The 25860-nt window shown below is 51.2% G+C and carries 35 protein-coding genes; 5 read left to right on the top strand and 30 right to left on the bottom strand.

Annotated features, from left to right (window positions below):
• The first annotated feature begins 13 nt into the window (after nt 1-13).
• From NFS35_RS07065 to NFS35_RS07045, 5 genes are all read left to right on the top strand, one after another.
• Entirely contained in the window at nt 14-382 is a 369-nt protein-coding gene (locus tag NFS35_RS07065) for a hypothetical protein (protein WP_251206423.1), read from the top strand.
• A gap of 104 nt (nt 383-486) precedes the next feature.
• On the top strand, nt 487-1194 hold the full coding sequence (locus NFS35_RS07060; RefSeq protein WP_251206422.1) for a DUF2971 domain-containing protein: 708 nt from the start codon (nt 487-489) through the stop codon (nt 1192-1194).
• 237 nt (nt 1195-1431) lie between these two features.
• The gene (locus NFS35_RS07055) at nt 1432-1626 is read left to right on the top strand and encodes a hypothetical protein (RefSeq protein WP_251206421.1); all 195 of its coding nucleotides are present in this window, start codon (nt 1432-1434) and stop codon (nt 1624-1626) included.
• 16 nt (nt 1627-1642) lie between these two features.
• Nucleotides 1643-1786 (top strand): hypothetical protein, encoded by a 144-nt coding sequence (locus tag NFS35_RS07050; RefSeq protein ID WP_251206420.1) that lies wholly within the window; start codon nt 1643-1645, stop codon nt 1784-1786.
• A 358-nt stretch (nt 1787-2144) separates the two neighbouring features.
• Nucleotides 2145-2339: an AbrB/MazE/SpoVT family DNA-binding domain-containing protein gene (locus NFS35_RS07045; RefSeq protein ID WP_251206419.1), complete on the top strand. Its 195-nt coding sequence runs from the start codon at nt 2145-2147 to the stop codon at nt 2337-2339.
• A gap of 160 nt (nt 2340-2499) precedes the next feature.
• Here NFS35_RS07045 and NFS35_RS07040 read toward each other — a convergent pair whose 3' ends face one another.
• The 30 genes from NFS35_RS07040 to NFS35_RS06895 form a co-directional block, all read right to left on the bottom strand.
• Nucleotides 2500-3855, bottom strand: a complete 1356-nt coding sequence (locus NFS35_RS07040; protein ID WP_251206418.1) for a phage tail tip lysozyme — start codon at nt 3853-3855, stop codon at nt 2500-2502.
• 10 nt (nt 3856-3865) lie between these two features.
• Nucleotides 3866-4096 (bottom strand): hypothetical protein, encoded by a 231-nt coding sequence (locus NFS35_RS07035; RefSeq protein WP_160582173.1) that lies wholly within the window; start codon nt 4094-4096, stop codon nt 3866-3868.
• Nucleotides 4097-4165: 69 nt separating this feature from the next.
• Nucleotides 4166-4468 (bottom strand): hypothetical protein, encoded by a 303-nt coding sequence (locus NFS35_RS07030; protein WP_251206417.1) that lies wholly within the window; start codon nt 4466-4468, stop codon nt 4166-4168.
• Between the two features lie 93 nt (nt 4469-4561).
• A complete protein-coding gene (locus NFS35_RS07025) occupies nt 4562-4756 on the bottom strand; it encodes a hypothetical protein (protein ID WP_251206416.1) in 195 nt (64 codons plus the stop codon).
• The gene (locus tag NFS35_RS07020; RefSeq protein WP_251206415.1) at nt 4746-4889 is read right to left on the bottom strand and encodes an XkdX family protein; all 144 of its coding nucleotides are present in this window, start codon (nt 4887-4889) and stop codon (nt 4746-4748) included. Before NFS35_RS07020 ends, NFS35_RS07025 begins: the two co-directional genes overlap by 11 nt.
• Complete coding sequence (locus tag NFS35_RS07015) at nt 4889-5164, bottom strand: hypothetical protein (protein WP_251206414.1); 276 nt, start codon at nt 5162-5164, stop codon at nt 4889-4891. Before NFS35_RS07015 ends, NFS35_RS07020 begins: the two co-directional genes overlap by 1 nt.
• Nucleotides 5100-6332 (bottom strand): RNA-directed DNA polymerase, encoded by a 1233-nt coding sequence (locus tag NFS35_RS07010; RefSeq protein ID WP_251206413.1) that lies wholly within the window; start codon nt 6330-6332, stop codon nt 5100-5102. The genes NFS35_RS07015 and NFS35_RS07010 overlap by 65 nt, the downstream gene beginning before the upstream one ends.
• Nucleotides 6333-6738: 406 nt before the next feature.
• Nucleotides 6739-8028 carry a hypothetical protein gene (locus NFS35_RS07005; protein ID WP_251206412.1) on the bottom strand — a complete coding sequence of 430 codons (1290 nt, stop codon included), beginning with the start codon at nt 8026-8028 and terminating at the stop codon, nt 6739-6741.
• On the bottom strand, nt 8028-8630 hold the full coding sequence (locus NFS35_RS07000; RefSeq protein WP_251206411.1) for a phage tail protein: 603 nt from the start codon (nt 8628-8630) through the stop codon (nt 8028-8030). The genes NFS35_RS07005 and NFS35_RS07000 overlap by 1 nt, the downstream gene beginning before the upstream one ends.
• The gene (locus NFS35_RS06995; RefSeq protein WP_251206410.1) at nt 8614-9648 is read right to left on the bottom strand and encodes a phage tail protein; all 1035 of its coding nucleotides are present in this window, start codon (nt 9646-9648) and stop codon (nt 8614-8616) included. Before NFS35_RS06995 ends, NFS35_RS07000 begins: the two co-directional genes overlap by 17 nt.
• Nucleotides 9641-10795: a baseplate assembly protein gene (locus NFS35_RS06990; RefSeq protein WP_251206409.1), complete on the bottom strand. Its 1155-nt coding sequence runs from the start codon at nt 10793-10795 to the stop codon at nt 9641-9643. The genes NFS35_RS06995 and NFS35_RS06990 overlap by 8 nt, the downstream gene beginning before the upstream one ends.
• A gap of 15 nt (nt 10796-10810) precedes the next feature.
• The gene (locus NFS35_RS06985) at nt 10811-11161 is read right to left on the bottom strand and encodes a hypothetical protein (protein ID WP_251206408.1); all 351 of its coding nucleotides are present in this window, start codon (nt 11159-11161) and stop codon (nt 10811-10813) included.
• 18 nt (nt 11162-11179) lie between these two features.
• Nucleotides 11180-11575, bottom strand: a complete 396-nt coding sequence (locus NFS35_RS06980) for a phage tail protein (RefSeq protein ID WP_120398194.1) — start codon at nt 11573-11575, stop codon at nt 11180-11182.
• Nucleotides 11566-12036: a hypothetical protein gene (locus NFS35_RS06975; RefSeq protein WP_251206407.1), complete on the bottom strand. Its 471-nt coding sequence runs from the start codon at nt 12034-12036 to the stop codon at nt 11566-11568. The genes NFS35_RS06980 and NFS35_RS06975 overlap by 10 nt, the downstream gene beginning before the upstream one ends.
• Nucleotides 12037-12046: 10 nt before the next feature.
• Nucleotides 12047-13366: a phage late control D family protein gene (locus tag NFS35_RS06970; protein ID WP_251206406.1), complete on the bottom strand. Its 1320-nt coding sequence runs from the start codon at nt 13364-13366 to the stop codon at nt 12047-12049.
• Complete coding sequence (locus tag NFS35_RS06965) at nt 13363-13647, bottom strand: tail protein X (protein WP_251206405.1); 285 nt, start codon at nt 13645-13647, stop codon at nt 13363-13365. The genes NFS35_RS06970 and NFS35_RS06965 overlap by 4 nt, the downstream gene beginning before the upstream one ends.
• Nucleotides 13648-13659: 12 nt before the next feature.
• The gene (locus NFS35_RS06960; protein WP_251206404.1) at nt 13660-16944 is read right to left on the bottom strand and encodes a phage tail tape measure protein; all 3285 of its coding nucleotides are present in this window, start codon (nt 16942-16944) and stop codon (nt 13660-13662) included.
• Nucleotides 16945-17076: 132 nt separating this feature from the next.
• Nucleotides 17077-17451, bottom strand: a complete 375-nt coding sequence (locus tag NFS35_RS06955; RefSeq protein WP_120484831.1) for a phage tail assembly protein — start codon at nt 17449-17451, stop codon at nt 17077-17079.
• Complete coding sequence (locus NFS35_RS06950; protein WP_120484832.1) at nt 17451-17972, bottom strand: phage major tail tube protein; 522 nt, start codon at nt 17970-17972, stop codon at nt 17451-17453. The genes NFS35_RS06955 and NFS35_RS06950 overlap by 1 nt, the downstream gene beginning before the upstream one ends.
• A gap of 1 nt (nt 17973) precedes the next feature.
• Nucleotides 17974-19437, bottom strand: a complete 1464-nt coding sequence (locus tag NFS35_RS06945) for a phage tail sheath family protein (protein ID WP_251206403.1) — start codon at nt 19435-19437, stop codon at nt 17974-17976.
• An 18-nt stretch (nt 19438-19455) separates the two neighbouring features.
• Nucleotides 19456-19746 (bottom strand): hypothetical protein, encoded by a 291-nt coding sequence (locus NFS35_RS06940; protein ID WP_251206402.1) that lies wholly within the window; start codon nt 19744-19746, stop codon nt 19456-19458.
• On the bottom strand, nt 19743-20261 hold the full coding sequence (locus tag NFS35_RS06935; protein ID WP_120484835.1) for a hypothetical protein: 519 nt from the start codon (nt 20259-20261) through the stop codon (nt 19743-19745). The genes NFS35_RS06940 and NFS35_RS06935 overlap by 4 nt, the downstream gene beginning before the upstream one ends.
• Nucleotides 20262-20265: 4 nt before the next feature.
• Nucleotides 20266-20847: a phage tail protein gene (locus NFS35_RS06930; RefSeq protein ID WP_120484836.1), complete on the bottom strand. Its 582-nt coding sequence runs from the start codon at nt 20845-20847 to the stop codon at nt 20266-20268.
• Nucleotides 20844-21179 carry a hypothetical protein gene (locus tag NFS35_RS06925; protein WP_251206401.1) on the bottom strand — a complete coding sequence of 112 codons (336 nt, stop codon included), beginning with the start codon at nt 21177-21179 and terminating at the stop codon, nt 20844-20846. The genes NFS35_RS06930 and NFS35_RS06925 overlap by 4 nt, the downstream gene beginning before the upstream one ends.
• Nucleotides 21172-21483, bottom strand: coding sequence for a hypothetical protein (locus NFS35_RS06920; RefSeq protein WP_251206400.1), 312 nt, complete (start codon nt 21481-21483; stop codon nt 21172-21174). Before NFS35_RS06920 ends, NFS35_RS06925 begins: the two co-directional genes overlap by 8 nt.
• Complete coding sequence (locus NFS35_RS06915) at nt 21483-21815, bottom strand: DUF2190 family protein (RefSeq protein WP_103240124.1); 333 nt, start codon at nt 21813-21815, stop codon at nt 21483-21485. The genes NFS35_RS06920 and NFS35_RS06915 overlap by 1 nt, the downstream gene beginning before the upstream one ends.
• 22 nt (nt 21816-21837) lie before the next feature.
• Nucleotides 21838-23415 carry a phage major capsid protein gene (locus tag NFS35_RS06910; RefSeq protein WP_103240125.1) on the bottom strand — a complete coding sequence of 526 codons (1578 nt, stop codon included), beginning with the start codon at nt 23413-23415 and terminating at the stop codon, nt 21838-21840.
• An 11-nt stretch (nt 23416-23426) separates the two neighbouring features.
• Nucleotides 23427-23957, bottom strand: coding sequence for an HK97 family phage prohead protease (locus NFS35_RS06905; protein ID WP_120398184.1), 531 nt, complete (start codon nt 23955-23957; stop codon nt 23427-23429).
• A gap of 19 nt (nt 23958-23976) precedes the next feature.
• The gene (locus NFS35_RS06900; RefSeq protein WP_120398183.1) at nt 23977-25623 is read right to left on the bottom strand and encodes a phage portal protein; all 1647 of its coding nucleotides are present in this window, start codon (nt 25621-25623) and stop codon (nt 23977-23979) included.
• Nucleotides 25624-25634: 11 nt separating this feature from the next.
• Nucleotides 25635-25856 carry a peptidylprolyl isomerase gene (locus tag NFS35_RS06895; protein WP_243126726.1) on the bottom strand — a complete coding sequence of 74 codons (222 nt, stop codon included), beginning with the start codon at nt 25854-25856 and terminating at the stop codon, nt 25635-25637.
• Between the last annotated feature and the right edge of the window lie 4 nt (nt 25857-25860).

The following is a 25860-nucleotide window of genomic DNA, read 5'->3' as shown; positions in this document are numbered from 1 at the left end:
TGTCAAGAAACTTATGATAGAAGGAAATAACAGTAATTTTAGTAAAGATGATTATAGAAGTAAAAACTATTCTGGCAATTGGACAAAACATTGGTTACAACAGGCAGACAAAAGTGCAATTGCCAGAAAAAAGAGCATTCATGAGGCGATGTGGGAATTGTGTGATGAGAAAGCAGAGCATATGCCTGAATCAGTTTTTAAATTTTATCCATTTACTCCAAACTCATTGAAGTGCTTAGAATCAAATAAAGTCTATTTGAATACACCTGAAAATTTTAATGATCCATATGATTGTTTCATATGTTCGGATCAAGAAACTTTTGCTAAGACTTTTTTCATAGAATACATAGAAAAAATGATTATATACAGCAAGGAATTATAACGGAGGACGAATTTGAAAGAATAAAATCATCATATCCTGATCCGCCGGGTGAATTTATTCCAAGTCATTATTTAAAAACTTTTGAAAGTATCATAAGAAGTATTTTGCTGCTTGATGATAGAGGATTCAAATTAGATGATATTCGTTACAATGCGCATAAAGAGTATCAAAATACAATTACATCTATTAGAAATAATAAGATTCGGGTAAGTTCTTTTTCAAGTCTGAGTGATGATGAATTTTGCCGTTCAACAGAAATGTGGGGGCATTATGCTGCATCACATACCGGTTTTTGTGTTGAATATGATCTGGAGAGTAAATTATCAAATGCAAAGATTGATTCCTTGGTGCGAGGTGGAATGATGCCTTGTAAGTATTCAAAAAAGCCGATTTTTATATCCAGTTCCCTATTTTGGAAATATTATAACGGAAATCGAATGACCGACAACCAAAGAATTCAATTTGAAAAGAGTATCCTTTTATCTTTTTTGAACAAGTCACGTTCATGGAGTTATGAAAAAGAATGGCGTTTAATTGTGCCGGACGATGCATGTAAAATGTTTGATAATATGATAGATTTTTTCCCTATAAAGGCGATATATTTAGGGGTAAAGATGTCATCGGATAATAGAGAATATTTTTATGATTTTGCTAAGAGAAAAAATATACCCATAATGGATATGAGATGTGGAACGGATGCTTATGAATTAGAAGCTGTTGCGGTTGATGTAGACAAATATTATGATTGGAAAAATTTTATTAGGCAAGGTACTATTAATAAGAGTAAATATACATTTTTGTGGAATGTATAGAAAAAGCAAAGGAGACTTTATATAATGGCTAATTTATCGCAAATGAAGCGTGAGCGTATGCTTGCCTTTTAATACTTGCAACTATTTGTTAGTATTAAAAGATGCGGAAATGCCCTTAAAAAATTTCTTGAAAAATCTTCAAAAAAAGTATTGACGTACCGTCTTTTCAGAGTTAAGATACACACACCTTAAGGGAAGAACGAAGAAAAACGGAAGCAAGAAAGGCGGTAAAAATAAATGTTGGCATACGGTTACGAAGTAAAAGGAAGCCCGGAAGCTCTGGCGGACGTAAGGGAAGTAAAGGGAATGAAAAATTGCTGGATCAACTGGAATAACTTTAATACTGGCGATCTGTACTGGGACGGAAACGGTAACGGCTATAAGGTAGAAATAAATCACGAAGCGAAGCAAGTAACGCTTAATGAATGGTAAGAAAGGGGATTCAACTATGAAAAGCAACGTACCAGGCGGGCGGTACTGGGAACCGCAGCCGGAAACTATCGAAGACGAAAAGGCGGCTTATGATGCTTATCTTGAAAAGCTAAAAGCCGAAGGGAAGACGGACGAAGCTCCGGAGCTTCCTTTTGTGTAGGGCGGCACTGCCGCCCCTGGTACTAAACCACCGACGGCCGGTCCAAAGCCCGGCGGGTAGAAGTAAAGCAAGCTCCCCAGCTTGTGGGATGGGTGCTATGTATAAATCAAGGCTTCCCGGCCTGAATGTCGTCTAACAAGTTTTACTGATTTTTAATGCGAAAATCTTAAAACCGTCCGGGGAAACGGTGCAACTCGTAAACCTCCGCAGGATCCGCGCCTGGCGCGTGGAAGAAAGGTTAATAGGTGATGTGAAGCCGAGCTATGCAAGCTCTACCCGTCGGGCTATACCGAAGGGCGGCCGGGAAGCCTCTTTTATATAAAATTCGTTGCGACGTCGCAAAAAGGAAGTGTAGGAAATGAAGAAAGTAACAGAAGGAATTGAAACAAGGGAGCTTAATTTAATCGCCAATAAGGGCGGCTCCGGTTCCGTTGGTTTCAAACTCTCAATACCGAAGCCCTGGGCGGCTGCCCTTGGCGTGGATCTGAATAATAGAAGTGTCGTAGCCTCTTTCGATGGCGACAAAATTATCATATCTGGAATTAAAAAATAAGCCCCAACTGCCAAACGGCGGCGGGGCTTATCTCGCTCTTTCGGGGCTGGGGTTCCACCCCCTTATACCCCCCTCTGGCGCACAATTATACGCCTGTTTCCCGATTTCATCTATTCACTGAAATAGACAAAATACCGGGCTTTCCTTTGTGGAAATGTGACTACTTCCGGCAAAGCCTGTTTACTTCCGCCTGGACGGCGTTGTAATCGTAGCCGGCCGCCTCCAGGGCTTTCTTCCTTGCCGGGTTATTCCCCCACTTGCCTGCCAGTACCTCCTGGGCTACTGCAGAAACGCTTTTCTTTGCGGAAGCTCCGCTTTTCGCTTTCTGGTTTACTGCCGCCTGGACGGCTTCGTAGTTATAGCCGGCCGCCTCCAGCCTCTGCTTGCGTTCCGGGTTGTTCCCCCATCTGCCTGCCAGGACTTCCGTGGCGATCTCGTCTATGCTTTTCTCCGGAGCCTTTTCCGTCGCCTTGCTTGCGTAGTTCGGGCAAATAAAGCCCCGGATATATCTGCCGTTGACCTGCAGGTTCCTGCGTCCTACGACTCCGCCGCTCATGTTGCCCTCCATAACTTTTATCGTGCTTCCGCTTACTGCCTCAACCATGCCGACGTGATCCGGTGCGCCCTGGTTGTCCGTGGTGGCAAAGTTCGCCCCGTCCTCCCAGTCGTATAAAACTTCGTCGCCCGGCTTCGGGATGTATGCGTCGTTTTCCTGCCAAATGCCCATAGACTTGGCTTTCTCAATCAAATAATAGCAGGAACACTCTACCGGGATAATATCCGTATAGCCTGCCTTGATCGCCGCCGCGCTGGTCGTGGTGGCGCAGTATGCGTCGGTATAAGTAACCTTGTAGCCCCTGGGAAGCGGCTTATTGCCGTTATATGTGTCAATGATCGGGGCGTGGCTCTTGTCGGAACGCTTAAGCCCGATCCAGCCCTGCATAATACCTACGATCTTCTGTCTTGCCTGTGCCTCTGTCATACCTTCGTTCCCTCCTTCTTTCTGGTAAAGAGCTTCGTACTCCTGGCCATAGCCCGCCCGTTTCTCCCGGACGGTTTCGCTCTGGTCCTTCGGTTTCTCAAACTGCAATAATACGGCGTCGGAAGCCTCCCGGATGCTGGTGGCTGTCTTAAGAACTTTAAGGACTGCCGGGTAGCTCTCGGAAAGCTCCTTATACAAAAATTCCGCCTGCGTCAATGCGTCGCCAATGGATACGCCCTTCGCCTTGTGGAAAGCAAGCATAGCCTCTTTCCGGCTCCAATACGTCCACTGCGCCAAACCGTACCCGGCGGAGTCGTGTACGAAGTTCTTATAGCTTCCGTTGTCAACTGCTGCCGTGTATGCCTCGTCCGTAAGCTCCAGCTTCTTTTCGCTGCTGTTCTGCAGATTGCCTGGCTTCATGCCGCTTTCTGCGTAAAGGTTGCCGAACAGCCCGAAAATACCGTTGTTACAAAGTCCCTTGCTACTGAAAAAGGCGTAAAGCTCACGCTCTACGCCTCCCCAAACAATGCCCATTATCTGCCTCCTATTCTCCGTCGCTCTGCTCCGGGTCCTCAGCCTCAATGTTTGCCGCGTCGGTCAAGCCCTCGCCGATAATGTAGGCTACAACGGAAGCCCCGGCCATAATAAGCGCCGTTACCTGGGCGGCCGTATTCTGCGTCCCCCCGGTGGCTACGATCATCATGGAAACGAAGGAAGCTACTGCAGTCCAAAGTTTCCGGCTTGTAAGTTTCTTTACCCAGTTAATCTGTTTCATGGTGTTACCCTCCTTTAAGGTTTTTTTATTTTTTGCGCCGGGGTTTCCCAACCTTCCGGCGCGGTTGCTCTACTTCTTCAGCTCGTCAAGTGCCAGGCCTTCCAAAAACAGCCTATAGTCGTTTTGCGCGTCCTCAACTGCTTTTAGACCTGCCTCGATTTCCCCGTTTGCGTGGCCTGTCTTTAATGCCATAGCAACTCCTATTGTTAGCTTGTTGTTTGCCTCCGACATCTTAAGCTGGAGCCGTCCTTCTTTGGCCCGCTGCTCCGCCATCTCGTCCTCGTGCTTCGCTCGCTTCTCGTTTTTATGTGCTATGTAAGCGCATAAAATTGCGGCGGCCGCCGTAATAGCCGTACATATAACCTCTGTCACACTTGTTTCCCTCCCTTCCTGCAATAAAATAAGCCCCTTCCACGGCGCCCTGTGCGCCGTTTCCTGGGCTTTTTGCCTTTTGGTGTAGAAATATTAGTCTAAGCCGATTCCGGCTCGTATCTGCGCCGCCTGGTTGATTCTATCAATACACGGCAGCGCGTCCGCTTCGTCTGCGCTTATGTGCTGCATAAGAAGTATAAAAAGCTCGTCAATCACGCCGGACTGGATCCGGATAATGGCGTTCTGCTGTTCTACTATCTTAAGCGGGTCAAGTTCTCTATTCCCCATAAGCCTCCCCCGTGATCTCCTGGTAATCGGCTTCGGTGATGGTTCCCTTCTCTACCCGCTCCCCGATCTGTTCCTTGGTGACTCTGCCTGCTGTGTAAAGCCTCTTAAGGCTGGTTACTAAAATCGAAGCCATTATAAAAGCCCTCCTTCCATAAGCTGCATCGTGTACTCGTCAATAGCTGCGCTCACTGCCTCGTCCGTCCGGATTTCCTCTATGCTCTTAAGCATCTCGTACTCTCCGATGCTGATCTCCCGGCTCTCGCATACGAAGTCCGTATAGGCTGCCGCCTGCTCCGTGGCTTCGTGTTCCTCCGGCTGAATGTTCCGGCGCTGAATGTAAGTATCAGGCGCCACAAGCTGCAACTCTGCCGGCCGGCTTGCGCTTCTTTCCTGTGTCCACTGCTTCATGTTTGTTTGCCCTCCTTGTCAATTTTGAAATAATTTTCTTAAGCTGTCTTACTTTTATGTAAGGCTTTATATAGTCCTGGTATGCGTCGTAAGTGTCCGTACAACTGAACCAGCCCATATAGCTTAACATTGCTTCTAAGTGCTTCTTAAAATATCCCCTCCCGGCTTCCTTCGCTGCGTGTAGCTTGCTGGCCAGCCTAGTGGCTGAAAGCATAATAGCTTTCCGCATCGTTGTCCGGTTACGGAAGAAAAGAAAGCCCATAAAATCAATAACGCGCCCTACGACCTTCCCGTTCTTTTTCTGGTAGTTGAACTTAAAGACCTGGTAGTTCCGCTTCAGCTTCAGCCGGAACCTCCGCCCTATGAATTTCTTAATTTCTACTATTGCCTGGTGCAACTTCTTTTTGTTGTCGTGTCCTAAAACAATATCATCCATATAGCGGATAAGGTTCGGTATTCCCAGCTTGTCCGTTATGAAGTGATCTAAAGGCTCCAACAAATAATTAGCGAGCCACTGGGAAATGTAGAAGCCCAGCGGTATTCCCTTTTTAAAACCTTGTAAGCAAAGCTCCACAATGTATAGAAAAAGCTCGTCTTTTATTCTTATGCGAAGCTCCCGCATAAGAACGTCCAGCCGTATGCTGTCGTAAAAATGGCGGATGTCAATCTTTGCAAAGTTACGGATATTCTTTCCGCCCTGGATAATTTTTATAAGCCGTTTCTTGCCGTAGTGTGCGCCCCGCTTCGGAAAACTGCCGCAGGAATATGGGTAAGCCGTGGCCGTTATAATCGGCTCCAAAATAAGGACGATTATATGGTGTAGCCACTGCTCGTGTATCTCCGGCATAAATATCTTCCGGATCTTGCCCTTCTCCTTAATAATTTTCGGTGTGCGCTTTTTCGGCTTATATGCCAGCTCCGGGTGTTCCACTGGAACGTCTGGCGGCTTCGTGTTCTCTATCATGCGCCGCATGGCGGCGACTTCGTTATCAAGATCGGCGTCTATTTTCTGTATCTCTATTCGCTTCGTTTTGCCCTTCCGCAGCTTCTTGTATGCTTTTCTTATTATGTTTTCGTCAAGCATACGGCGATACAAATATTTGTACTGTTTAACGCCTCTTTCTGGTGCGGCTTTTTCTACTTTCCGCCACAGCTCTTTCCTCCGCATAAACAATACTCCTATAAGAATATTTTTTCTTCTATCCTCTACGCACGGCAGGTGCGACCGCTTTACCGTGCGCCCTGTATCAAGTTAATTTACCACTTACCCTTCCAATAATGGCGGTTAAGACGTATTTCAACGCCCAGGGGTGTAGGAATAGGGGCGGCTTTAAGTTAATGAACCGTATGAATAGAAAAAAGGCGGCGCCGATGTTCCAGTTCGCATTCGTGGCACTGTTGTTCCAATTCCGCGCCCGCAAGCCGCAATTAAGCCCATTGTTGCAATTCCCGAACCGTAGGCAGACGCCCCCAGGTGGCGCCGCCCCTATCCCCTTATATTTTGTTGTTTATAATTTACGCTGCTTCAAAGCTCCGGTATCTCCTGGGGGAATTGCTTCGCACCCCCAGACCCCCTAAACGGCTACGCCGACAGGTGGTAAAAGAAGATCGGCGGCGCCGAGGGACCAGTCCGCAAGCGTGGCACTGTCGCGCCAAGCCCGCGCCCGCAAGCCGCAAACAAGCCCATGGCTGCAATTCCCGAACCGCCGGCAGACGCCCGTAAATGTCTGCTTCGGGTCTTTTCTCCAAAGCCCGTCACAGCCTCCGGTCGCGCTGCTCCCTCCGTCCATTCCTAAAGCCGGGATACTGCCGTACCCCGGCACGGTTCTGAAATGGGCCGGGTAGTCCATGGCGTTGTGGTTCGTGTCCCAGGTCTTGTTATCCGGTACGGTGATCCCGGTGTCTGTATATGCCGCCCCGGTCGGGTCGTAGGTATAGTTTTTGCTTACTTTCACGCGCCCGTTTACAACTACTTCGTAAGGGTCGCGCATCCACTGCTGGTAGCTTCCCAGGACTATGCTGTGGAAAATCTTGTTTAAGCTCAGCTTATCGTCGGTTCCGTAGAACTGCCCGCCTCCCACTACGGCGTTCCGCTTTACTCCGTAGGTCGGGGACTGGCTGGCGTCGTAGCCGCTGCAGTTTCCGTACCCATAGGCTTCCTGCAGGTTCGTGGTCTTTGCAAACATGATCAAAAGGTCGGTAATGGTTTCTACAATCGGCCCGCCCAGGAACGCCGCCCGGCTGCTGAAATTAGTAATAGCCGTCTTTTCCTGGGCTGTGGTGTTGTTATAGGTCGGCTGCAAGTTTGCAAGGCTTACCATCTTCGGAGTGGTTCCGTCCGCTCCCAAAATGGAACCGTAGAACATGGGCAGCCATACGCCCTCCAGCTCCTTATTGCTGGGGTCAATAAAGCCCACCGGCTCGTAGCCGTCGCGGGCGGTAAGGGAAAAGCGCACGATCCTGTCGTTGCCGACCATTTCCTCGTTCTTATAAACCTTCATAAGCCAGGAAAAGGCGCCGCCGTTGTAGCTGCTGTTTGCAACGTCGGAAGAGCCGCCGTCCTCCCTCTGGGTGTAGTCCGTTTCCTTGAGCCTGTAATCCGGCGTGCCGTCTGCCCGAACCATGTAAGGCTTGTTTGCTTTAATGACCGGGAAGTCCGCCCAACTGTTCAGAGCCATGCCTCCGGTGTCCTTGTTTCTTACAAGCGGGGAATAGTTCTTATTAAGCCCGATGTACTCAATCCGGGCGGAAGGGCTTAAGATGTCGTTATGCTCAATAAAGCCGTATACCGGATCGGATGCCAAAATGTTGTAAACCTTGTCTAAGGTTTCCTTGTCTGCAATATAAATCTTTTCTCCTGCCATTACTCGTCTACCTCCTGAATATAGATCAGTCCGTTATCAATCCCCAGCTTATATTTCTGGTGCGTGGTGTCGTCCTTTATTTTGTTTGCGTCCTCCGCAAGCAGGGCGGCTCCGGTGCTGACGATTGTAACCTCTGCGCTGTTGTTTACGGTTGCAAAATAGTCCTGCGTGATCTGCGCCGGGTTATATCCGTTATAGGGCGGCATAAAGTCGCCGTTGTCCCCGGCTGTGGTGGTGATGCTGTAAAGGACTTCCGTGCTGGCTGCGCCGTCCTTTACCTTGGCAAATAAGCCCATCTCGTTAATGTAGTACCCGGCGTTTACGAGGGTCTGCCCGGTTACGGGGTCCTGGTTCGTAATAAGCGCCGTTACCTTCACGCTGTAATCGCTGAACACGTCAACGTCCGAAAGGGTGTAGCTGTTCTTAAGCGACTTAAGGGCTGTCCGCTTCTGCAGTGCATCCAGCGTCTTTTCGGCTGCGGTATAATTGCCGTTGCCTACTGCGATCCGGGTAAACTCTATCTTGATTTCCCCGGCCTGCGCCCTGGTCAGAAGCCTCGCCCCTGCGTTGGTCATGACCGCGTTGTTAAATGGTTGTGGCATTCTTGGTTCCTCCTTCTTTTACGGTATTCTTGTATTTACTATTTGAAGCCGTGGCGGCTACAATAGCCTCTGTTACTGTTTCGCCCTGGACGGTAAAACCTTCCCGGACTGCTGGCGGTTTCTGGTGCGCCTCTGCCCTCGCAGCGGATCCGACGTAAGCCTGGCCTTCTACTGGTGCGGCGGTTCCTTCCAATCCTTCCCGGATGGCCGCCTGCTTCTCTGTGGCCGCCATTTCGCCCCCTATAAACGCCTGGCCTATGACTTCCCTACCCTCGAAGCTAAAGCCGTCTATAATAGCCGCCTGGTGCGTTCTGGTGGCTCCTGCCGCCCCTGCAAATAGCCCGGCGGTAATTTCTCCGCCCTCGGTCTTGAAGCCGTCCCAAATCGGCGCAGGGCGGCTCTGCTGGGATGCCAATGCTCCGGCGTGTATGGTCTGCCTTGCTTCCCGGTCTACGGCGTAGCCGTCAATTACTGCAGGCGGCTTATAGTTTGGGAAAACTGCCGCCCCGGAGAAAAGCTCGTGGTTTACAATCCGGTGTATATCAATAGCCCGAAGGTGTGACCGGGTATTCTTTACCCGCCGGATCATAATTGAAAAAAAATCATTCATTTCAAGCGTAAGTATGGCGTTGGTAACAATCTTAAAATAATAGGGGTTGTCGTCGTACTCATACCACTCTTTTACTTCGCCCTCCCCAAATACTACGCTTACGAGTTCCTCTACTGCCTGGGGCGTTCCTGCGCTCATATACCAAATAAGCGTATTTTTTACAAGCCGCCGCTTCGTGTCAATATCCAGCGTACTCCTGTAATACTGGGTACGAAGTTCCGAAGCCAGAAGGTCTATAACTTCCTCCGGCTGCTCGTCCAAATTAGAATAAATATAGAGCCTCTGGCTGTATCGGTAAAGAAGACGGCAGGCTTGCTGTAAGGCGTAGCTTAACGCCTTTACTTCCGGCTTTTTTGTTATGTTTCCGGGCATGATGTCTGTTAGTTGCCCATCGTAGTAACTAATCATTTTCAAGCCCTCCGTATATAATATTTACGCCTGTACACTGTGCTTTCGCCGTTTCCCCTATAACACGGAACGCTGGCGCCCGGACTTCCGCCCTCTTTGCCCCTGCGTCGTTCAGCCTCGCTATAAGCTCATCCGGATTTATGTCCCGGCCTACCTTGGAAGCCTGCCACAGCTTATAATCTTCTACGGCGGTTTCTGCCTGCGCCTGGATAGCCGTTGCCGCGTTGCTGTCGCTGGTGTTTATGTAGTAGGTCACGTCTATCTCGTATTCCTCGATTTCCGGGCGCCTCACTTGTACCTGGTCCGTAAGTGGCCGCTTGCCTCTCTGGTTTACCGCCGCCGTTACTGCCGCTATGGTGGTATCGTCCGGGACGGTTCCGTCTGTCATAACAAAGCGGATATCTACTAAGCCCGGCGTAGGGCTGGTTATTTTAACATCCCCTATAAACGGGTTGCTGTCCTTTACCCAGTACTCGTAAGCGTCGTCCGGGCCGGCTGTAGAATAGCTGGAAGGGGCCAGGTAAATTCTTTCTGCCATGTTCTGGTCTGACTCTACCTCCGTCCCACCGGTGCTTTTCTCCGTGTTCTCAACCTTGGAAATAAAGCCTATAGGATCCACCAGTGTCGTAAGCTCTCCGGCTGCAAAGTCGTTTCCTATGGTTCCGGCTTCGGTGCATTCCGTCATGACCGTTATCTCCGTTTCCCCTGGTGGTATTTCGGCGTACTGGGTCGTAGCAAAATAAACCTCGTAGGCAGCAGTTACCCTGGTTCCCTGCGGTATGCTGGTAGCCGCTTCCCTTTTCCCGGAAAGCGTGAACTTGACCGGAACCTGGGCGAACTTTGCCGGGTTCCTCGTTACCTTCTTAAGCGCACCCATATTCTCTAAATAATCGTCGTAGGCATACTTAAGAAAGTTCATCTTTCCGCCCTTGTCTATGTTCTGCAAGCCTTGGTATATAAGCTGGGCGCAGCCTAACATAATAATGCGGTTCGGGTCCGACTTGGAAAGCTGTATTTTCTTTCCGGTGATCTCCTGGTACTTCGTCACGAAGTCGCTTAACATCTGGCTCTGAATATCTTCTAAAGACAAGCCGTCTATAAAAGAAATATCCGGTAAATTATCTATTGTGTGTAGAATGTCCGACAATCCTTGCCACCTCCTTTATTCCTCTGATTCTTCCGTGTCTGCGTCCCCGGTGTCCTCCGGATCCTTCGGTCCGATAACAATCTTCGGGGTCAGGTTCCCATCTGCAGACTGCGTGTACTCAATGTTTAATATTTCCGCCTTATCCTCGTAAACCTCCGTTTTCTCTATAACCTCTAAAGCAAACAAATTTTTTGCCACGTTGGTCGGGCAGCTCTCAAAGCTCTGATCTAGTCCGAAGTTACGATCACCGGGGCAAGTCCCGGCCCTGGTGCTGTAAAGCGTTTCAAGGTTCCGCTGCATTTCCTCCAGCTCCGTTGCGTTAAGGTAGTCGAAGCCGATTAAAACTGTTTCCGGTGTGCCAAACATCCGCCCGCCTCCTTCCCCTTATAAGTATTCCTCCAGGGTAATGTCGCAGGTAATCTTTACAACCTCGCCCCGGTTTAAAATCGTTTCCCAGCTTTCGCTGATCTCCGTTATGGCGTACTTATTGGAGCCTACCTTCTTACTTCCAATAACTACGGTCTGGGGCTTCCCCGTCCGGATCAGCTTCTCTATGTTCTCTACCGTTTTCCGCGGCTTCACGCCGTGTTCTGCGTTGAGGGTTATGGTAAATGTTAGCTGGTCGGCATCCGGCCCTAAAAACTGCTTTTTCGGCTTTTTGCCTACCCTGGAATGGGAAGCCCAGCGCCCCTTTACGGTCCGCTGCATCTTTTTGAAATTAAGGATTTTCGCGTCGCTGGTTTCAAATACGACGGTTTTCCCTATATGCCCTATGGCCATTCAACTACCCCCTTCCCTACTCCTACGACCTTCTCTAAATCTGCGATCCTTTTTTCGTGGTCGTGTAGTTTCTGCAGAAGTTTCTCCGCCTCCACCTCCTGGTAAGTTTCGCCGCCGTCTAAGGACGCTATTATGGTATGTTCTGCCGCTATGGTCAGTACGCCGTCCTTATAATTGATATAGGCTCCGCCGCCCAGGTCTTTGTGGAAGGTTCCGGGGTTCCCTGCTGCGTTGTATTCGTTCCAATAGGTCCCTAAGATGATCCCCATCTCCCCGCCGTTGCTTAAATGCAAAACGACAACTTTTGCCCCAACCTGCGGCAGTTTATATTCTTCGTTAAAGGTGGCGTAGGGTAATAGCTCCGTGACTTCGTTGTCCCGGTCGTTAAATATCACGCTTACCATCCCCGTTTCCGGGTCTACGCTGCTTACGGTCCCGATCCTGTTTCCTCCGTCGCTCATCCTCCGCCTCCTATGCTTTCTTAAGGCTTTCTTTTCCGCACCAGCCGTACCGCGTCCCGCCCTTGCGCTTCGCCACTCCGTACTGGTACTTATAGCCGCCTCCTAAAATCTGCGTTATATACATTGTCATGTTGCTGCACTGGTTCGCCTTGCCTCCGTTTCCGCCCCAATAAGCCGGCCCGTTTACGATAACTTTGTCGCCTACTGCGAGGGCTTCTCCGGCTGCTGGCTGTGCGGTTGCGCCCTTGGAAGCGACCGCTTTCTTCTGTCCCTGGTATTCCTTCATAACGGTTGCCTTGCTTATGCGCTTCTGGCACTTGTGAAGCTCCAGCGCCATGGTGTAGGCTCCGTCTGGGCTTATGTTATGCGTTACTTTGTCCACAAAGTATTTCCCGGAAAGCTGGTATAGTCCTTTTATATTTACCGTGCTTCCGGCGGCGATCCGGTTATTTGCCATGATGGTTACGCTCATAGTTACCGCCTTTTCGTTCTCGGCGTTTACCTTGGCGCAGGCTTTTAGCTGGGCTTCCTGTAGGCTCTCGACCTTCTCGTTAATGTTAAGTATTCTTTTTCCGCTTCCGACTACGCACGTCATTTCCTTGTCGTCTTTGCCGGAAGTGTACTTAATGCGGGCGCCCGTGTACGTTCCGACCAGGGTGGTATTGTATGACCAGTCCTGCAAGTCTGCCTTTTTCAAGGTTGCTACTGGCTTCCTGGATTCAAACTGTCCCTTGTCGTAGATAACAATTTTTCCGCTGTAAATCTTGATCGCCATCCCGTAGTCCTGGCATACTTTTGTTAAAAAGCTGCTGTCAGCCTCGTTGCTCTGCTCTATGGTTCCCAGCTTTACCGTTCCCCCGGTGTACTGCAGTTTAAGGTGGTACTTTTTGGCGATCTCTGCCCCTACTTCCTTAAGTGTTGCTTTCTTCCAGGTCTTACTCCTGCCCGTACTTCTGAAAGCGTTCCCTTCTGGGACGGATACTCCGCCAATAGTGCAGGTAAGCTCCGGGCCGGTATAGCTCAAATCGTCAAGGCAGAATTTTCCGCAATAGAAACTTTTCTTTTGCCCTGCCTTGTCCCAACTCTTTTCAATGATCTTTGCTGTCAACTTATCGCCTTTTTTGGGCATCCACTTGTTTGCCCAGCGTAAGTCTATATTTGTTAAGGTTATGCTTACGGTATCACTTTCCCCGGATGCCGGGTCTGTGTAAGAAAAACCTTCGTTATATTCCGCCATGACGGCGGCGGGGCGTTTACTTGTCCCGCCGGCCTTCTTGGCTTTCTGGTAGGTCACGCTTACGCTTGCCTGCCTGGGTGTTTCTTTGTTCATTCGTCGTCCTCCGCTTCGTCCTCGTCGCTGTAATCGTCGTAAGGATCTTCGTCCTCGTCCCCGTCGTCCTCCGCTCCGGTTCTCCACGGCGGCAGCTCGTCGCTGTCCTCGTACCATGGAATACCCGGCGTATTTAAGACGGTTCCGGCTGAAAAGACTAAAATGTCCAAATAGCGGTAATTATTCGCCATAAGGTAGGCGGCGTATTCCTCGCCGCCGTAAACCTTATAGGCTATTTCGTCCCAGGTTTCTCCCTGTATCGTGGTATATGTTTTCGCCAACTTTACCACCTCCTATAACTTCCGCCTCTGCTGATCCTTCTCGTATTGTTTCATCAGCTTGTTAAATTCTGCCTGGCTCATGCGGTCGGCCTCTGCGATTTCTTCCTTCCCGGCGCTTCCGTAAAGGTTGTAGACCGGGCTGTACTGTATCGTAGGCCCTCCGGCTCCGGCAAGCTCCGGCTGTCCGCCGCCGCCTCCGGTTCCTATTCCCTTCAGCTTTTCTATAAAGGCGTCAATAAGGGAAGCTCCGCCGCTTGCGGCGATTGCCTCGTTTAAAATCTCCTTCATTTTCGCCCATAGCGTATCAAGGGGCAGAACTGCCTCCGGTCCCGCTTCCCCTACGCCCTGCATTCCTGCTGGCGTGTTAAATATGGTCGGCTGGTCGAAAATGCCGCCCAGGGCGTTCCAGCTCACTGAAAAGTTCGGAACGCTTACGCTTCCGCCGTCGCCGTATGACACGGAACTTGTGGAAACATTTATAACTGGGATCTTCGGTTTCGGGATCGTTATGGTCATGTTTTCAAATGCTGCTTTTACCGCGCTCGCTGCGGAGCGGGCCGCGTCTGTGACGATCGTTGCAAGGCGCTGCATCGCCGTCTGTGCGCTTGTGTTTGCTTTATTCCATCCACTGTCTAAAGCGGTGTTTACGTCGTCCCCCAGGGTCGTTGCCGCCTGGGTTACTGCCTGGCTGTTTCCGGTCATTCCCGTTCCGATGGCTGTCGCCCCGTCGGTTCCTGCCGTCGTAAGCGTCGTCGTAAGCCCGGAAGTGTCTACCGTCAGCGCACTGGTATCAATGGCCGAAGCGGTAAGCCCGGTATTAAGCCCGGTACTAAGAGCCGTCGCTCCTTCGGTTCCTGCGGCTGTCATGGTCGTGCTGAAAGCCGAAACATCCAAAATGCCGCTTGTGTCTACTGGGGTCCCTGCTATCCCGGTACTGAGTCCGGTGTTTAATGCTGTCGCCCCGGTTGTTCCCATGGCTGTCATGTTTGCGCTGAAAGCCGTTGTATCAAGCCCGCCCGCTGCCATGCTGTCGGTTAAGCCTGTAGAGAAGGCCGTCCCCGCCATGGTTCCGGCTGCCGTCGCCCCGCTGGTGTCTAAATTTCCGAAAGTATCTGCTATGCCACTCATTGCTGTCTGCAAAGAGCCGTTGTTTGAAATGCCAGCAGCGTAACTGTTGGCCGCGGCCTGCCCGGATTGCTCTGCTTCAGCTTCGCTTTCGTCATCTCCAAACAACCAGCCAGTAAAGTCGCTCCAAAGCCCTTTTACGGTATCTACTAAACCGAAAAAGCCATCTATAAAGCCATCTGCAATTCCGCCTATAATGTCGGCTCCTACTTGCAGCCAGTCTGTTGAAAAAATAGCTTCAATAATCGCTCCTATAAGTTGCGGTATTGCTGCTATAAGCTGAGGTATTGCTGCTATAAGCCCGGTAATCAATGCCATAACAATCTGGACCGCCGCCTGCACAATATTTCCCAAATTCGCTATAATTCCCTGGATAAGTGAAATAATAAGCTGTATTCCGCCCTGTATAATCATGGGCAGCATCTGGGTTATGCCGGAAACAAGGCTTATAATGATCTGTACGCCCATCTGTAAAATCTGGGGCAGGTTAGAAAGTATTCCCTGCGCCAAACTCAAAATAAGCTGTATTCCCATCTGTAGAAGCTGTGGAAGCATGGACGCTATGCCTAAAACCAAATTTCCTATAAGCTGAATAGCTGCGCTTATAAGCATGGGGGCGTTCTGTCCTATGCTGTTTACAAGTGTCTGAACCAACGTAAGAGCCGTCGATATAACCTCCGGAAGCCGCTGTATGATGCCGTTTACGAAGTTTACTATTGACTGCGTTCCGGTGCTTATAAGCTGCGGAAGCTGTGCGGTCATGCTCTGTACGAACTGGGTAAATATGTCGATTCCGGCAAGTATAACCTGCGGAACCAGGGTAAAAAGCCCCTCGACAAAAACGGTAATAACGTCCGCCGCCGCCGTTGCCAGCGATCCTGAGTTTTCTATTATCCCGCCTATGAAATTCTCCAAAAGGTCCACGCCCATGCTTACTACCTGCGGGGCGTAGTCCGCTATTGTGTCTACTACTTCGGCCATGCATCCGCCTACTGCTCCGACCATGCCCTCCATGCCGCCGCTCTTGTACGCTTCGGAAAGCTCCCCGACCATACTGGTGGCTAACTGGGTCATTTCCCTTAAAGGTCCGTTAAGGTCCTTGTATATGCTGATTCCCAAATCGGAAAGACCGGACTTCAAAATGTCAATATCTCCGTTAAGGTTGTCAAGCTGAATAGCGTACATATTTTCGCAAGCTCCGGCGCTGTTCTCTACCGCTGCGCTTAACTCGTCGAACCGGTCCGCGCAATTTGAAAGCATGGCGTTTGCTGCCGTAAGGTCGGTTTTATTGAATAGCGTAGACAAAATACTGTCTTTCGAGGCGTTATCCATCCCGGCCATGGCTCCCTGCAAGTCCTTAAATACGTCGTTAAGGCCGCGCATATTCCCCTGGGCGTCGTATACGTCAACGCCTAAGCTCTGCAGGGAAGCTGCCGCCTTGTCCGTCGGGTTCTGCAAGGAAAGAATAATATTTCTAAGGTGTGTACCTCCTTCCGCTCCTTTTAGTCCGTTGTCGGCCAAAATGCCGAGCGCTGTGTTAAGTTCCGTAGTCCCTCCGGCGAGTCCCTTTGCCGTTCCGCCTACTGTTAAAATGGCTTCGCCCAACTGCGCGACGCTGGTGTTCGCCTTGCTGGCCGTCTGCGCCAACTGATCGGAAAACTGCGTAAGGTTCGCTTCCGTTGCTGCAATCCCCAGGGCGCTCATGCTGTCCGTTACCATGTCGCTGGCGTTTGCCAGGCTCATGGCTCCCGCCCCTGCAAGTTTTAAAACGGTCGGCAGCGCCGTCGCTGCTTTGTCCGCGTCGTAACCTGCAAGGGCTAAATAGTTCAAGGCTTCCGCCGCCTCCGTCGCTGAAAAGGCTGTACTTGCCCCGCACTCCCTGGCGGCGTTCTCCAATGTTTCAAAAGCCTTTTGCCCCTCCGCCGTGGTCTTGTCGATCAGCATGGTGGCGGCGACCTGGCTCATGGCTCCTTCAAACTCCTTACCGGTATTTATGGCAGCCATGCCTATGGCTCCTACGGCTGCCGCCGCTGCTGCTGTCGCTGCGCTGACCGCTTTCGTAATGCTGCCCAGGCCCTTTGTGGCCGCTCCGATGGCGCTCTTAAAAGAACTTTCAACCTTGCCCGCTATTTTAATAGCGATTTCCATTTCCTTGCCGCCGCTCGCTGCCATAAATCTCCGTCACCTCCTTTGCTATCTCCAATAATTCAAAAACGGACAGGCTCTCTAATGCGTCTAAGCCTGTCCGCAAAATAATTGAAAGATGTATTGTAAGTTTCCGAAGGCTGGAGCCGTCGGTGGGTTTTAGTCCTCGCCGTACAAAAAATTTGTTACGCGGTTTTTAATCTTGAGCGCCTCCTTCGGCGGAAGTGCCTTAAAAAATTCCACGGGCTTCCCGCTTGCCCTGGCGGAAATAAGGCAGGCGTATTCCAGGGACATTTCCGGTAATACGTTTACCGTTCCGCCGCGCTCAATGGTCTTGTTTACTGCGATCATGTCTGCTGCGCTTAAGCTCTCTAAGCCGCTTAAGTCCACGCTTTCATAGGTCGTTCCCTCGAAGGTGAAGGGCTTCTTAAAGAATACCAGGAAAGGGTTGTCCTCCATCTCCTGCTTTTTCCTTGCCTCAACTGCTGCCGCCTCTGCCTCTGCTGCCTGGGTTAAATTTTTCTCCTTATCCATCAACACATTTTCCTCACTTTCTCTAATAAGTCTTTTCCGTGTACCTTGTAAACAAAGTTGAGCTTGTCAAGCTCAATCTCCGTTACGTTGTCGATCTCAATCAAAATATAAAGAAGCTCCAGCTTTATGCTGCTTCCCGTCCCGGTCCCCTGCTTCGCCTTGCCGCCGGTGATGCCCTTATTCTTTCCGCGAACTACCACGCGCATGGGCTTAAAGGCCGTTGCTCCGGTGTCGTTTACGGTGTACTGGATCGAACCTCTCAAAGTAACCGTAACACTTGAAATATCGTCCGAAAGAATAAATAAATCCTTGTCCATCTGTCTGAACGGGATCTCCATCTCCATGCTCTGGAAGTGTCCCAGGGTGGGGTCGTCAATCTCGCCCAAAATGCCGGGGCCGCTTAAGGTTTCCGTTAAGCTCTCGAAGTCCGGCAGCGTTACCTCGTCGGAAATGCCGACCAGCTTCGTCCCATCTTTGTATACGTTGAATGAATTTATTTTTGAAGGAATATTGTAAGCCATATTACTCGCCACCTCCTAACGCTTCCTCTAACATGGTCGGGTCAAACTCCAATACGTTCAGAATATCCTCCGCCGGTGTATACGGCGCCAGATACTGGTGGAACTGGATTTTTCCGTTCAAAATGTCCGTGATCGGGTTCTCGTCCTGGTTAAAAGTAATCCTTGCGCCCGCGCACTTCCCCTGGGCCGCGTAAGAATTGCCCCGGATGTTCTCCGCGTCGCAAATCGACTCAATGAGCCGCGTATTTGCGGGATCGTCTACCTTCTGGAAATAGCTTAAAATAAAGCTGTTCCCCCACCAGGAAAAGAAACGCCTGCAACAAAACCAGCGATCCTTCGGGTCCGTGGTTCCGGGGTATGCTGCGCTGTTGTTTCCCCAGGAACGGAAACCGTTAAAATTGATCGCCGTGGATACTCCGAAGCTGTTTACCAGGTTCGCCTGCTCCTGGTCTACGACGATCTCGCTGTCCGTGGCGTCGTCCAAACAAAGGCCGGTAATGGGAATAGGCTTATTGCTGGCTGAAAGGTTCGGCACGTCGTCGTTGCTGGCGTCAACGTAGGCGATCAGCGCTGAATAAATGGCGCTGAAATAATAAACCTCGTCCCCGATCCTTACCTTCGGCCATACTACCGACATATGCTCGCTTATAAAGCCGGATTTCTCCTTTACGGTCTTTACGTCCGTATACTTCGTCGCTCCGTCTGCGGTGCTGTCCAGGTCAACGATGCACTCGCAAGTGAAAATACCATTAATCTTAAGGCACTTCGCCGCCATAACCGAAGCAACAACGGGATCTTTTGAATATCCGGGCGCGGTAATAAGTCCGGGCGTCATGCCGAAAAGCGGGTAAACCTGCCGTACAAGCTCCAGGCCGCTTTCCTTGCCGGTGCTTACGTTGTAGCCTCCCACAATGTCGTTGCTTGTTACTTTGGACGGGTCGATCTTGTCGCCGGAAACGCTTAAGGACGTCGCGTCTTTTCCTGCTCCGTCCTCCAGAAGCGTAATAACCGCGTAGCCGTTGTCGTCGAAGCTCGTTACATAATCCGTGTCCGCCTGCAGCGTGGTTTCCCCGCTCTCAATAACTAAGGTGTCAAGCAGGATTCCCTCAATGTCTACGGTCGCCTGCATGGCGTCTACCTGGTAGCTTTTTTTGGGGATCGCGTCCTTATGTTTCTTCGGGTCGAGGACGTTAATAAGCGCAATCGGCGCAACCGCAAACTTTTTGAAAGTCGCGCTTATGCTCTGGTTTAATGTGTAATCTTTTAAGTTATTAGAATACCCGACCGCTGCGCTGGCTTCCGCGAAGCTGTAAGCCAGCTTCACTTCGTTGGTAGCCTTATAGGGGTCCGCTGCCAAATTGACCGGGGAAACGCCGACTACTACCTGGAAAGCCGCCGTACCGAGGATCGGCGCCGTAAGGCTGGTAGGGTTTTCTAAAATTCTTACGCCGTGATTATAGGCCATCTCTTTTCTCTCCTTCCTTTATTTTCTGCTTTCTGCTGCTCTTTTGAAGAAAACGCTTAAGGCGCTTCCCTCCCTCGCCAGCTCCGCGCTGGCCTGCGCCAGTCTTTCAACCGGCACAATAAGTGAACTAAAAAAGGACTGCGTTTTTACGCGGTCCTTCAATACATCCGGCAAGCCGTTGTTGTATGTCGTATACTGCTTCGCTCCGGGAATGTCCGGGCCAATATAGACCACGATCCCCGCCTGCTTCTCCGGCTCTTTTGCCGCTGCCTTTTTGGGCGTCTGCTTTTTCTCTGTTGCTTCGCTCATGCGTATGGGTCCTCCCTTCTTATTGCCGCAATCTCAAAAGTTAAGTTCATGCCCCCAAAATAAAAGGGGTAGGATTCTTCGTCCTGCAAAGTCCATAATATGGGGTACTGTATTGTATACTTTCCGTTAAGTACCGGGTACTTTGCGAACCTCTCATAGATTTTGGCTATAATGTTTAATATGTCTTTGTGTCCCTGCTTGTCGTAGTCCGGTTCGTATATGCCAAAAAGCAGGGTTACGTTGGCATCCTGGGCGCTGTTCTCGTCTTTTATTTCCCCGTCGGCAATCCGGACGATTATATACGGGTACGGGTCCGGCGCTGTCTGTTCTTCTGCCAGGCCGTTCTCTAAAAGCTCCGGAGGGGCTTCCTCCTGCGCCGCCGGTTCTGGCATGGGTAAAAGCTGCTCAAATATATTAAGCTCGCTTTCCTCTCCCTGCGGATTCTTAAGCCGGAAGCCTTCAAAAATCTTTTTAAGCTCGTCGGCCAGCTCCTGCTGCAGAAATGTAGCAACCATCTTTTTATCCCTCCAAAATCTTTGTTACCTGGGCTTGTACGTTCCGCTTAAGATTTTCTTTAATATGCGGCTTTACTACGCCGTATACCCGCTTTTCGTTTCCCAACATAACCGGGATGGAGTTGGCGGAAAAAGTCTTAATCGGTTTACGCTCGCCTCCGCGCCGCTGCGCTACTGCAACATGGCCGCTTGCGAACTTTGTAACGAAGGCTTTAAGGCTGCCCATCTGCAGGGGCTTCATGCCGCCGGATTTTAATACTTTCGCCTTTACTACCTCCGGGCGGTTTTCTCCGGTCCGCATGGTGGCTGGGCTTACCTTAAAATCTTTCAGCCCCATAACCTTGCCCGTTGCCTTTATGGTCGCCTCCAACCTGGACGGGGTCGCGTTCTTAATCCTCATTGCCTTGTTGAAGCGCCCGGTTTTTACGGTATAGGTTTTCTGCGCTTCGGTCGCCAGGTCCTTCCTGGCCTGCTTGGCTGTCTGGTTAATCGCGTTTTTTAGCGCCTTCGGCGCCTCGCTTTTCATCCTGCCTAACCGCCGTTCAACCTGCTCCAGCATATTCCGGTCGTAGCTTATTTCTATCAACTCTTATTCGCCTCCAAATGCAAGGAATACACGCCGCCTTCGTTAAGGCTGTCGGTAACGATAAAGGTTGCGCCGTCAATCTTGACCGGCTTGCCGATTCCCGGAAGCGGGCCGTAATCCAAAGCGGAAACGTATATAAGCGTTTGCTTCTTGTATATCCCGTCCATGTTGCTTTTCATCCGCTTTTCCCTCTCCGTAAGCTCGTTATCGTCAATAATGATCAGCATTGTTTTTCCGTTGACCGTGTGTTCCTCTCCAAACTCTGCCGGGTTAAGAAATACCGTTTTTACGTCCTGCCTCAGAAGCTCCTTAAATGTCAGCGGCTTACGCACTGCTTTTCCTCCTTCCTTTGGTCGGTTCCGGCTGTGCGCCCCTCGTTTTCCTGGACGGCGGTTTTCCCACTAAATCCTGCTCCGCTCCGGCGGAAGGGTAAGCATCACCGGGAAGCCCTGCGGGGGCGGTTGTCTGCCTCGCTTTTGCGCTCCGCTTTTTGGGTTCCTCGTTGTCCTGCCAAATGGCCGCGCCGTTCCCGATCCATATTTCTACAAGCCCGGCGTTATGTGTCGGCAGCTCGTCGCCCGGCTCATAGTTCTGGCTTTCAAAAAGTATGGGGAAAACGGCTATAAGCTGTTTCATCAGCCGCCCAACTTTACCAGGATAACGGTATCGCTTGCGGCTGCTGCCTGAGCCGCATACCCTGCCAGCGGCGTGTCGTCGCCCTTGGTGTCGGTGATGCCGGTCCCGTCAAAATATACCTCCGTTCCCATCTCAATGGCTCCAGTTGCGGTCTTGTCGATCTCAAAAACGCCTGTAACTACAAGCGATCCCAGCTCGCCGGGGAGGATATCCGTCCCGGCGACGCCAATATGGGAACCGAAAGAAATGACCGTGTTTGCCTCGATCTTTGTGTCCGTATTGTTCTTATAGTCGAGGGTTTCCCCTCTCTGCCAATATGCGGCTTTACTCATGGCTTTTAATCCTCCTTATCTCTTATTCTGCTGCGATCTTTTCTCCAGGGTTCTTTGCAATTCCGCGGAAGTCCCTTACGGCGATTCCCCAGTCAAGGTAAATATCCCACTGGAAGCCCAAAACACCCGGCGTTTCCATCCTTCTTACGGTCGGGGTTTCCTGCCCGTTCAAGTAGTCCACCTGGATATGTTTTGCGCTGGCGGTGTTTGCAACCATAAACCACGGCACTTCCTTATCCCCTGCCAGGGCGTTAAGCACCGGGGTCTGAATAATATTGATCGGGTAGTTGTACAGCGGGTTGATATCGTTGTTATTGCTGCCTACTACCTGGGTGCTGTGAAGAATGACCGCCAGCTCAAACTCATAGCCAACAGGCACAATAATATGCTGCGGGGTAATGTAAATAGCTTCCCCGAACTGGTCGCGCTGGTGCTGCATCTGCAGGATAATAGCCTGGATCGAAGCCTGGGTAGGCTTGCCGCCCTTTGCGATCAGGTTCCCGTGGTTCTTATGGAAAAGGTTTACGCCGTCGAAAATCGGGGCATTATTGTAAAGCAAGCTATAGACCTGCTTATCAATGGTTTTCTTTGCCGCTGCTGCGTAAAGCCCCGGAACCTCCGTTAAAAAGCCGATATCGTCGTTGATGAACGCCTGGCGGGTCATGCTGAATGTCCGCCCGTAGGTGTCCAGCTTGCGGTTCGGCAGCAGCTCCGTCCTGGGCTTATCCGGCTTAAGCTCGCCGTTTTCGGGAACCAGAAGGAAGTCGCCCATACCTCCGATCACGTATTCGTGATCCGCTGTGGTCTTGAAGTCCTTCAAGCTGCCCTTTGTGGTCCATGCCTGGAAGGTCGTAGGCACTGCGTTGTAAAGCTGCACAATGCTCTTTCTGATCGTGTTGTCAAGGATCGCCGGAAAGGCTGCCGTAGGGTTGTAGAACTGGCGGCAAAGCTCGCCGTACATATCGTCGGGCTGCATCCTCAAAAGCTGCATAGTGTCCCGCCCGTCCCTGCTCAAACACTCAATAGCAAGGTCGCGGAGGCTCATGGATCTAAGCTCATTCGCTCCGTCTGCCGGGGTGGCTACGGGTACGCCTGCCCGAAGCATAAGCGCGTCGGTTGCCCTCTGTCTGAAAGTTTCGTTTTCGTCCCTGGTGACCTGTACGCCCACAGGGCTTCCGGTCTGCCTCATGCCGTCAAGGATGGAACTGCGTACCTGATCCAAACTGGAACCGTTGCGGATATGCTCCGCCGGATCCACATCGAAGTCCCGGCAAAGTGCCATAATTTCCGTTACCCGGTTACGCTCCGCCTCGGTTGCGCTCCGCTGTCCATCTGCAGGTACTGTCTGCGGTGCGGTTGCCGGGGGTGGTGTCGTCTGCTGGGGATTCGCCGCCGGGGGTGCTGCTGCCGCTCCGGTTCCTCCTGCCAGCCCTCTCTCCTGTGCGTCGATCTCTGCCTGGGCTTCGTCAATCTCCCTCTGGAGAGCGTTAAACTGTGCCTGTTCTTCCGCCGTCAGCGCACGGTTGCCGTCTGCCTTGGCGGCGTTCACAATGGCCTGCTGCTTCAGCATGGCGGCTTCTCGTCTTTGTTTCGGTGTCATCTCTGTACCTCCTATTTTCTGTTTTTATTTATTTGAAGTTGTGCTTCAAAACAAGTTAAAGTTTCCGGAGCCTGCGGATTCCCTTTAAGCTCCCGCCCTACTCCCACGGTAGCGTCTGCTGGGACGCTTACTACGCTTATCTCGTAGGGCATCCATTCCCTTGCGACGTCGCAAGGACCGTTAAAACGTCCGTCGGTGGATATCTTCCCCGGCATGACTTCCTCAATCACACCAATCTTATACCCAACGGAAACGCCCTTGAGCGTCCCGCTTTTTACCTTCTGAAAAATGACCTCGCTTTCTTCGTCGCTGTCAAATTCTACCTCAGCCATGCCCCGCTGGTTTTCAATCCAGGCGCGGTTGATCTTGCCTATAACCTTATCCCGGTTATGGTTAAAAAGAAGGACTCCTATTGTGTTAAGCCGGGTAAGGTCAACGGCTGCCGGGTTATGGTCTAAAATCTCCTTACCCCAGAAACGCTCGTAAGGTTCTTCCGAAGAAAACGAAAGAATGAACTTCCGTTCATTCCCTTCCCCTTCCATAGCCCGGATTGTTGCCGAACTAAACGCCCTTATCTGGTTTTCCTTCTGGCTGTCCTTCGCCGCCGTCTGCGGCTGGCTGGTTGCCGTCCTGCTGCCCGTTCCCCGGCTGCTGCCCTGGTGGCTGGTTTCCTCCGCCCTGGTCAGTAGGTCCGCCGGGAACTGCTCCCGGTTCTGGCTTCTGCTCGTCTGCAGGTGTAAGCTCCGCTTCGGTTCTGTCAAATATAACACCTCCCATCTCAATGCCTTTTTTCCTGGCGTATTCTAAAACGGCGACGGTTTCGTCTATCTGCTCTTTCCAGTCCTTGCCGTTCTCCGCTGCGACCTGCTGGTATGTCTTTTGTCCGGTCTGCAGTGCGACCTTGGTAGCTGTGGCTTCTTTCGCCGGGTCGATCCACGGCTTCGGCGCCGCCACCCACTCGTGCTTAAAATATTTCTGCTTATCCTCCCAAAAGCCGGGGATATTGAATAAGCCGGAAAGGACGCCGGAAATTATGAAGGTTTCGTATACCTCGTCCATAACTACTTCCTTCAGCAGCTCTATGTCCTCTATGTAGGTCTGGCCGTCCTCAATGATTCCCTGCCTTGCGCTGCTGTAGTTGCTCTGGCTCATGTCCCGGCTGGTAGCCTCGTAGCTTAAGCCCTGCCCGGCTCCTATAAGCCGTTGCTGCAGCTTGATATAGCTGGCGGCATCCGTTGCCTGTCCGGTCGGGTTTACGACCTGGATCTCGTCCCCGGCGTTAAGCTCCTTTATCATGCCGGGGCTTATCCTTTTTCCGTCGTAGTCCTCGCGGGGCCTCCCGTCGCTTACTCCCACGCCCCTTGCAAAGTTCCCGGTTGTCGGTATGATCTTCTTTACGAAAACGGCAAGGCAGGCGGCTATGCGCTCCTTTACGCTTACCGCCGTCATAAACTCATTCGCGTCCCTTACCCTGGTAATGGTCGGGGCCAGGTCGCTCATCTCCCGAACCTGGGAAGGGCGGTCTTTCGTGAAATAGAAAATAATATCTTTTGCCGGAACATAGACGGGTTCAATCTGCCCGAAGCCGTCTACGTTATACTGGCGGATCCAGTAGCCCATGGGCTTGTTATAGGTGTTAAGCTCAATCCCTCCGACCACCCGGTGTTTCGGGTTGTGCGGCGCTGCCCGTCCGGTGTCCAGCTCGTCAACTTCCAACGCCTGCAACTTAAAGGGCAGCAGCCCTCCGCTGGTGTAGCACTTCTTAAAAAGGATTCCTCCGTCTACCTTCTTCCGGCGCTCCGCCATTCTAAGCATCTGGTTAAAGCTCTGCGTTTCGGTTACGTCGCAATTTTTACGCTTGCACCACTCTATCCAGGCTTCCTGTATCTGCTTATTAAGCGTTTCATTGCTGGTTCTTGCCCGAAGCGTGTAGCCGTGGCCTACTACATTCCGGCGGTATGCCCCGATCACGCTGTTTGCCATATCGCTGTTTCGCTCTAAGTCCCTGGCCCTGGCTCTTATGGTGTCCCGGCTGTAGCGGTCCGTTTGCTCTGCGCTCTGGTTATAGGCCACCCACCCGGCGTTAAGGCGGTCATAGCCCCCGGCGTCATAATGGCGCTGCTCGTCCAGGTACTGCCTCCATGCTTCCCTTCTGGCTCCGGCTGCCGGGGAAATGAAGCCGATTATATTGTCTAATACGTTTCCCACTTCTTTCCCTCCTATCTTCGGTCAAATACTGCGACGTAGCAATCGTCCAAAAAGCCCGGTGTACTTCCTGCGACCTGTGCCATAAGGTCGTTCTTAATCTTGTATAATGTGTTAAGGTCTGCCCGGTTAAGCTGCCGGGAGCCTATCTTGTAACTTTGCCCGCCTACGCATATAGCGTAAATAGCGTTATTTACTTCGGTAAGCATTTCCTGCGCTGTCATCTGTTCTTCCACCCGG

It is taken from the genome of Acetatifactor aquisgranensis (genome assembly GCF_943193215.1).
GTDB lineage: Bacteria > Bacillota > Clostridia > Lachnospirales > Lachnospiraceae > Acetatifactor > Acetatifactor aquisgranensis.
This window is presented reverse-complemented; position numbering and strand designations above follow the sequence as displayed.

Excerpts from the sequence above, each read along its gene's own strand:
- NFS35_RS07065 (WP_251206423.1), top strand. The coding sequence starts at position 14 with ATGATAGAAGGAAATAACAGTAATTTTAGTAAAGATGATTATAGAAGT.
- NFS35_RS07055 (WP_251206421.1), top strand. The coding sequence starts at position 1,432 with ATGTTGGCATACGGTTACGAAGTAAAAGGAAGCCCGGAAGCTCTGGCG.
- NFS35_RS07050 (WP_251206420.1), top strand. The coding sequence starts at position 1,643 with ATGAAAAGCAACGTACCAGGCGGGCGGTACTGGGAACCGCAGCCGGAA.
- NFS35_RS07045 (WP_251206419.1), top strand. The coding sequence starts at position 2,145 with ATGAAGAAAGTAACAGAAGGAATTGAAACAAGGGAGCTTAATTTAATC.
- NFS35_RS07040 (WP_251206418.1), bottom strand. The coding sequence starts at position 3,855 with ATGGGCATTGTTTGGGGAGGCGTAGAGCGTGAGCTTTACGCCTTTTTC.
- NFS35_RS07035 (WP_160582173.1), bottom strand. The coding sequence starts at position 4,096 with ATGAAACAGATTAACTGGGTAAAGAAACTTACAAGCCGGAAACTTTGG.
- NFS35_RS07025 (WP_251206416.1), bottom strand. The coding sequence starts at position 4,756 with ATGGGGAATAGAGAACTTGACCCGCTTAAGATAGTAGAACAGCAGAAC.
- NFS35_RS07020 (WP_251206415.1), bottom strand. The coding sequence starts at position 4,889 with ATGGCTTCGATTTTAGTAACCAGCCTTAAGAGGCTTTACACAGCAGGC.
- NFS35_RS07015 (WP_251206414.1), bottom strand. The coding sequence starts at position 5,164 with ATGAAGCAGTGGACACAGGAAAGAAGCGCAAGCCGGCCGGCAGAGTTG.
- NFS35_RS07010 (WP_251206413.1), bottom strand. The coding sequence starts at position 6,332 with ATGCGGAGGAAAGAGCTGTGGCGGAAAGTAGAAAAAGCCGCACCAGAA.
- NFS35_RS07005 (WP_251206412.1), bottom strand. The coding sequence starts at position 8,028 with ATGGCAGGAGAAAAGATTTATATTGCAGACAAGGAAACCTTAGACAAG.
- NFS35_RS07000 (WP_251206411.1), bottom strand. The coding sequence starts at position 8,630 with ATGCCACAACCATTTAACAACGCGGTCATGACCAACGCAGGGGCGAGG.
- NFS35_RS06995 (WP_251206410.1), bottom strand. The coding sequence starts at position 9,648 with ATGATTAGTTACTACGATGGGCAACTAACAGACATCATGCCCGGAAAC.
- NFS35_RS06985 (WP_251206408.1), bottom strand. The coding sequence starts at position 11,161 with ATGTTTGGCACACCGGAAACAGTTTTAATCGGCTTCGACTACCTTAAC.
- NFS35_RS06980 (WP_120398194.1), bottom strand. The coding sequence starts at position 11,575 with ATGGCCATAGGGCATATAGGGAAAACCGTCGTATTTGAAACCAGCGAC.
- NFS35_RS06975 (WP_251206407.1), bottom strand. The coding sequence starts at position 12,036 with ATGAGCGACGGAGGAAACAGGATCGGGACCGTAAGCAGCGTAGACCCG.
- NFS35_RS06970 (WP_251206406.1), bottom strand. The coding sequence starts at position 13,366 with ATGAACAAAGAAACACCCAGGCAGGCAAGCGTAAGCGTGACCTACCAG.
- NFS35_RS06960 (WP_251206404.1), bottom strand. The coding sequence starts at position 16,944 with ATGGCAGCGAGCGGCGGCAAGGAAATGGAAATCGCTATTAAAATAGCG.
- NFS35_RS06955 (WP_120484831.1), bottom strand. The coding sequence starts at position 17,451 with ATGGATAAGGAGAAAAATTTAACCCAGGCAGCAGAGGCAGAGGCGGCA.
- NFS35_RS06950 (WP_120484832.1), bottom strand. The coding sequence starts at position 17,972 with ATGGCTTACAATATTCCTTCAAAAATAAATTCATTCAACGTATACAAA.
- NFS35_RS06945 (WP_251206403.1), bottom strand. The coding sequence starts at position 19,437 with ATGGCCTATAATCACGGCGTAAGAATTTTAGAAAACCCTACCAGCCTT.
- NFS35_RS06940 (WP_251206402.1), bottom strand. The coding sequence starts at position 19,746 with ATGAGCGAAGCAACAGAGAAAAAGCAGACGCCCAAAAAGGCAGCGGCA.
- NFS35_RS06935 (WP_120484835.1), bottom strand. The coding sequence starts at position 20,261 with ATGGTTGCTACATTTCTGCAGCAGGAGCTGGCCGACGAGCTTAAAAAG.
- NFS35_RS06920 (WP_251206400.1), bottom strand. The coding sequence starts at position 21,483 with ATGAAACAGCTTATAGCCGTTTTCCCCATACTTTTTGAAAGCCAGAAC.
- NFS35_RS06915 (WP_103240124.1), bottom strand. The coding sequence starts at position 21,815 with ATGAGTAAAGCCGCATATTGGCAGAGAGGGGAAACCCTCGACTATAAG.
- NFS35_RS06910 (WP_103240125.1), bottom strand. The coding sequence starts at position 23,415 with ATGACACCGAAACAAAGACGAGAAGCCGCCATGCTGAAGCAGCAGGCC.
- NFS35_RS06905 (WP_120398184.1), bottom strand. The coding sequence starts at position 23,957 with ATGGAAGGGGAAGGGAATGAACGGAAGTTCATTCTTTCGTTTTCTTCG.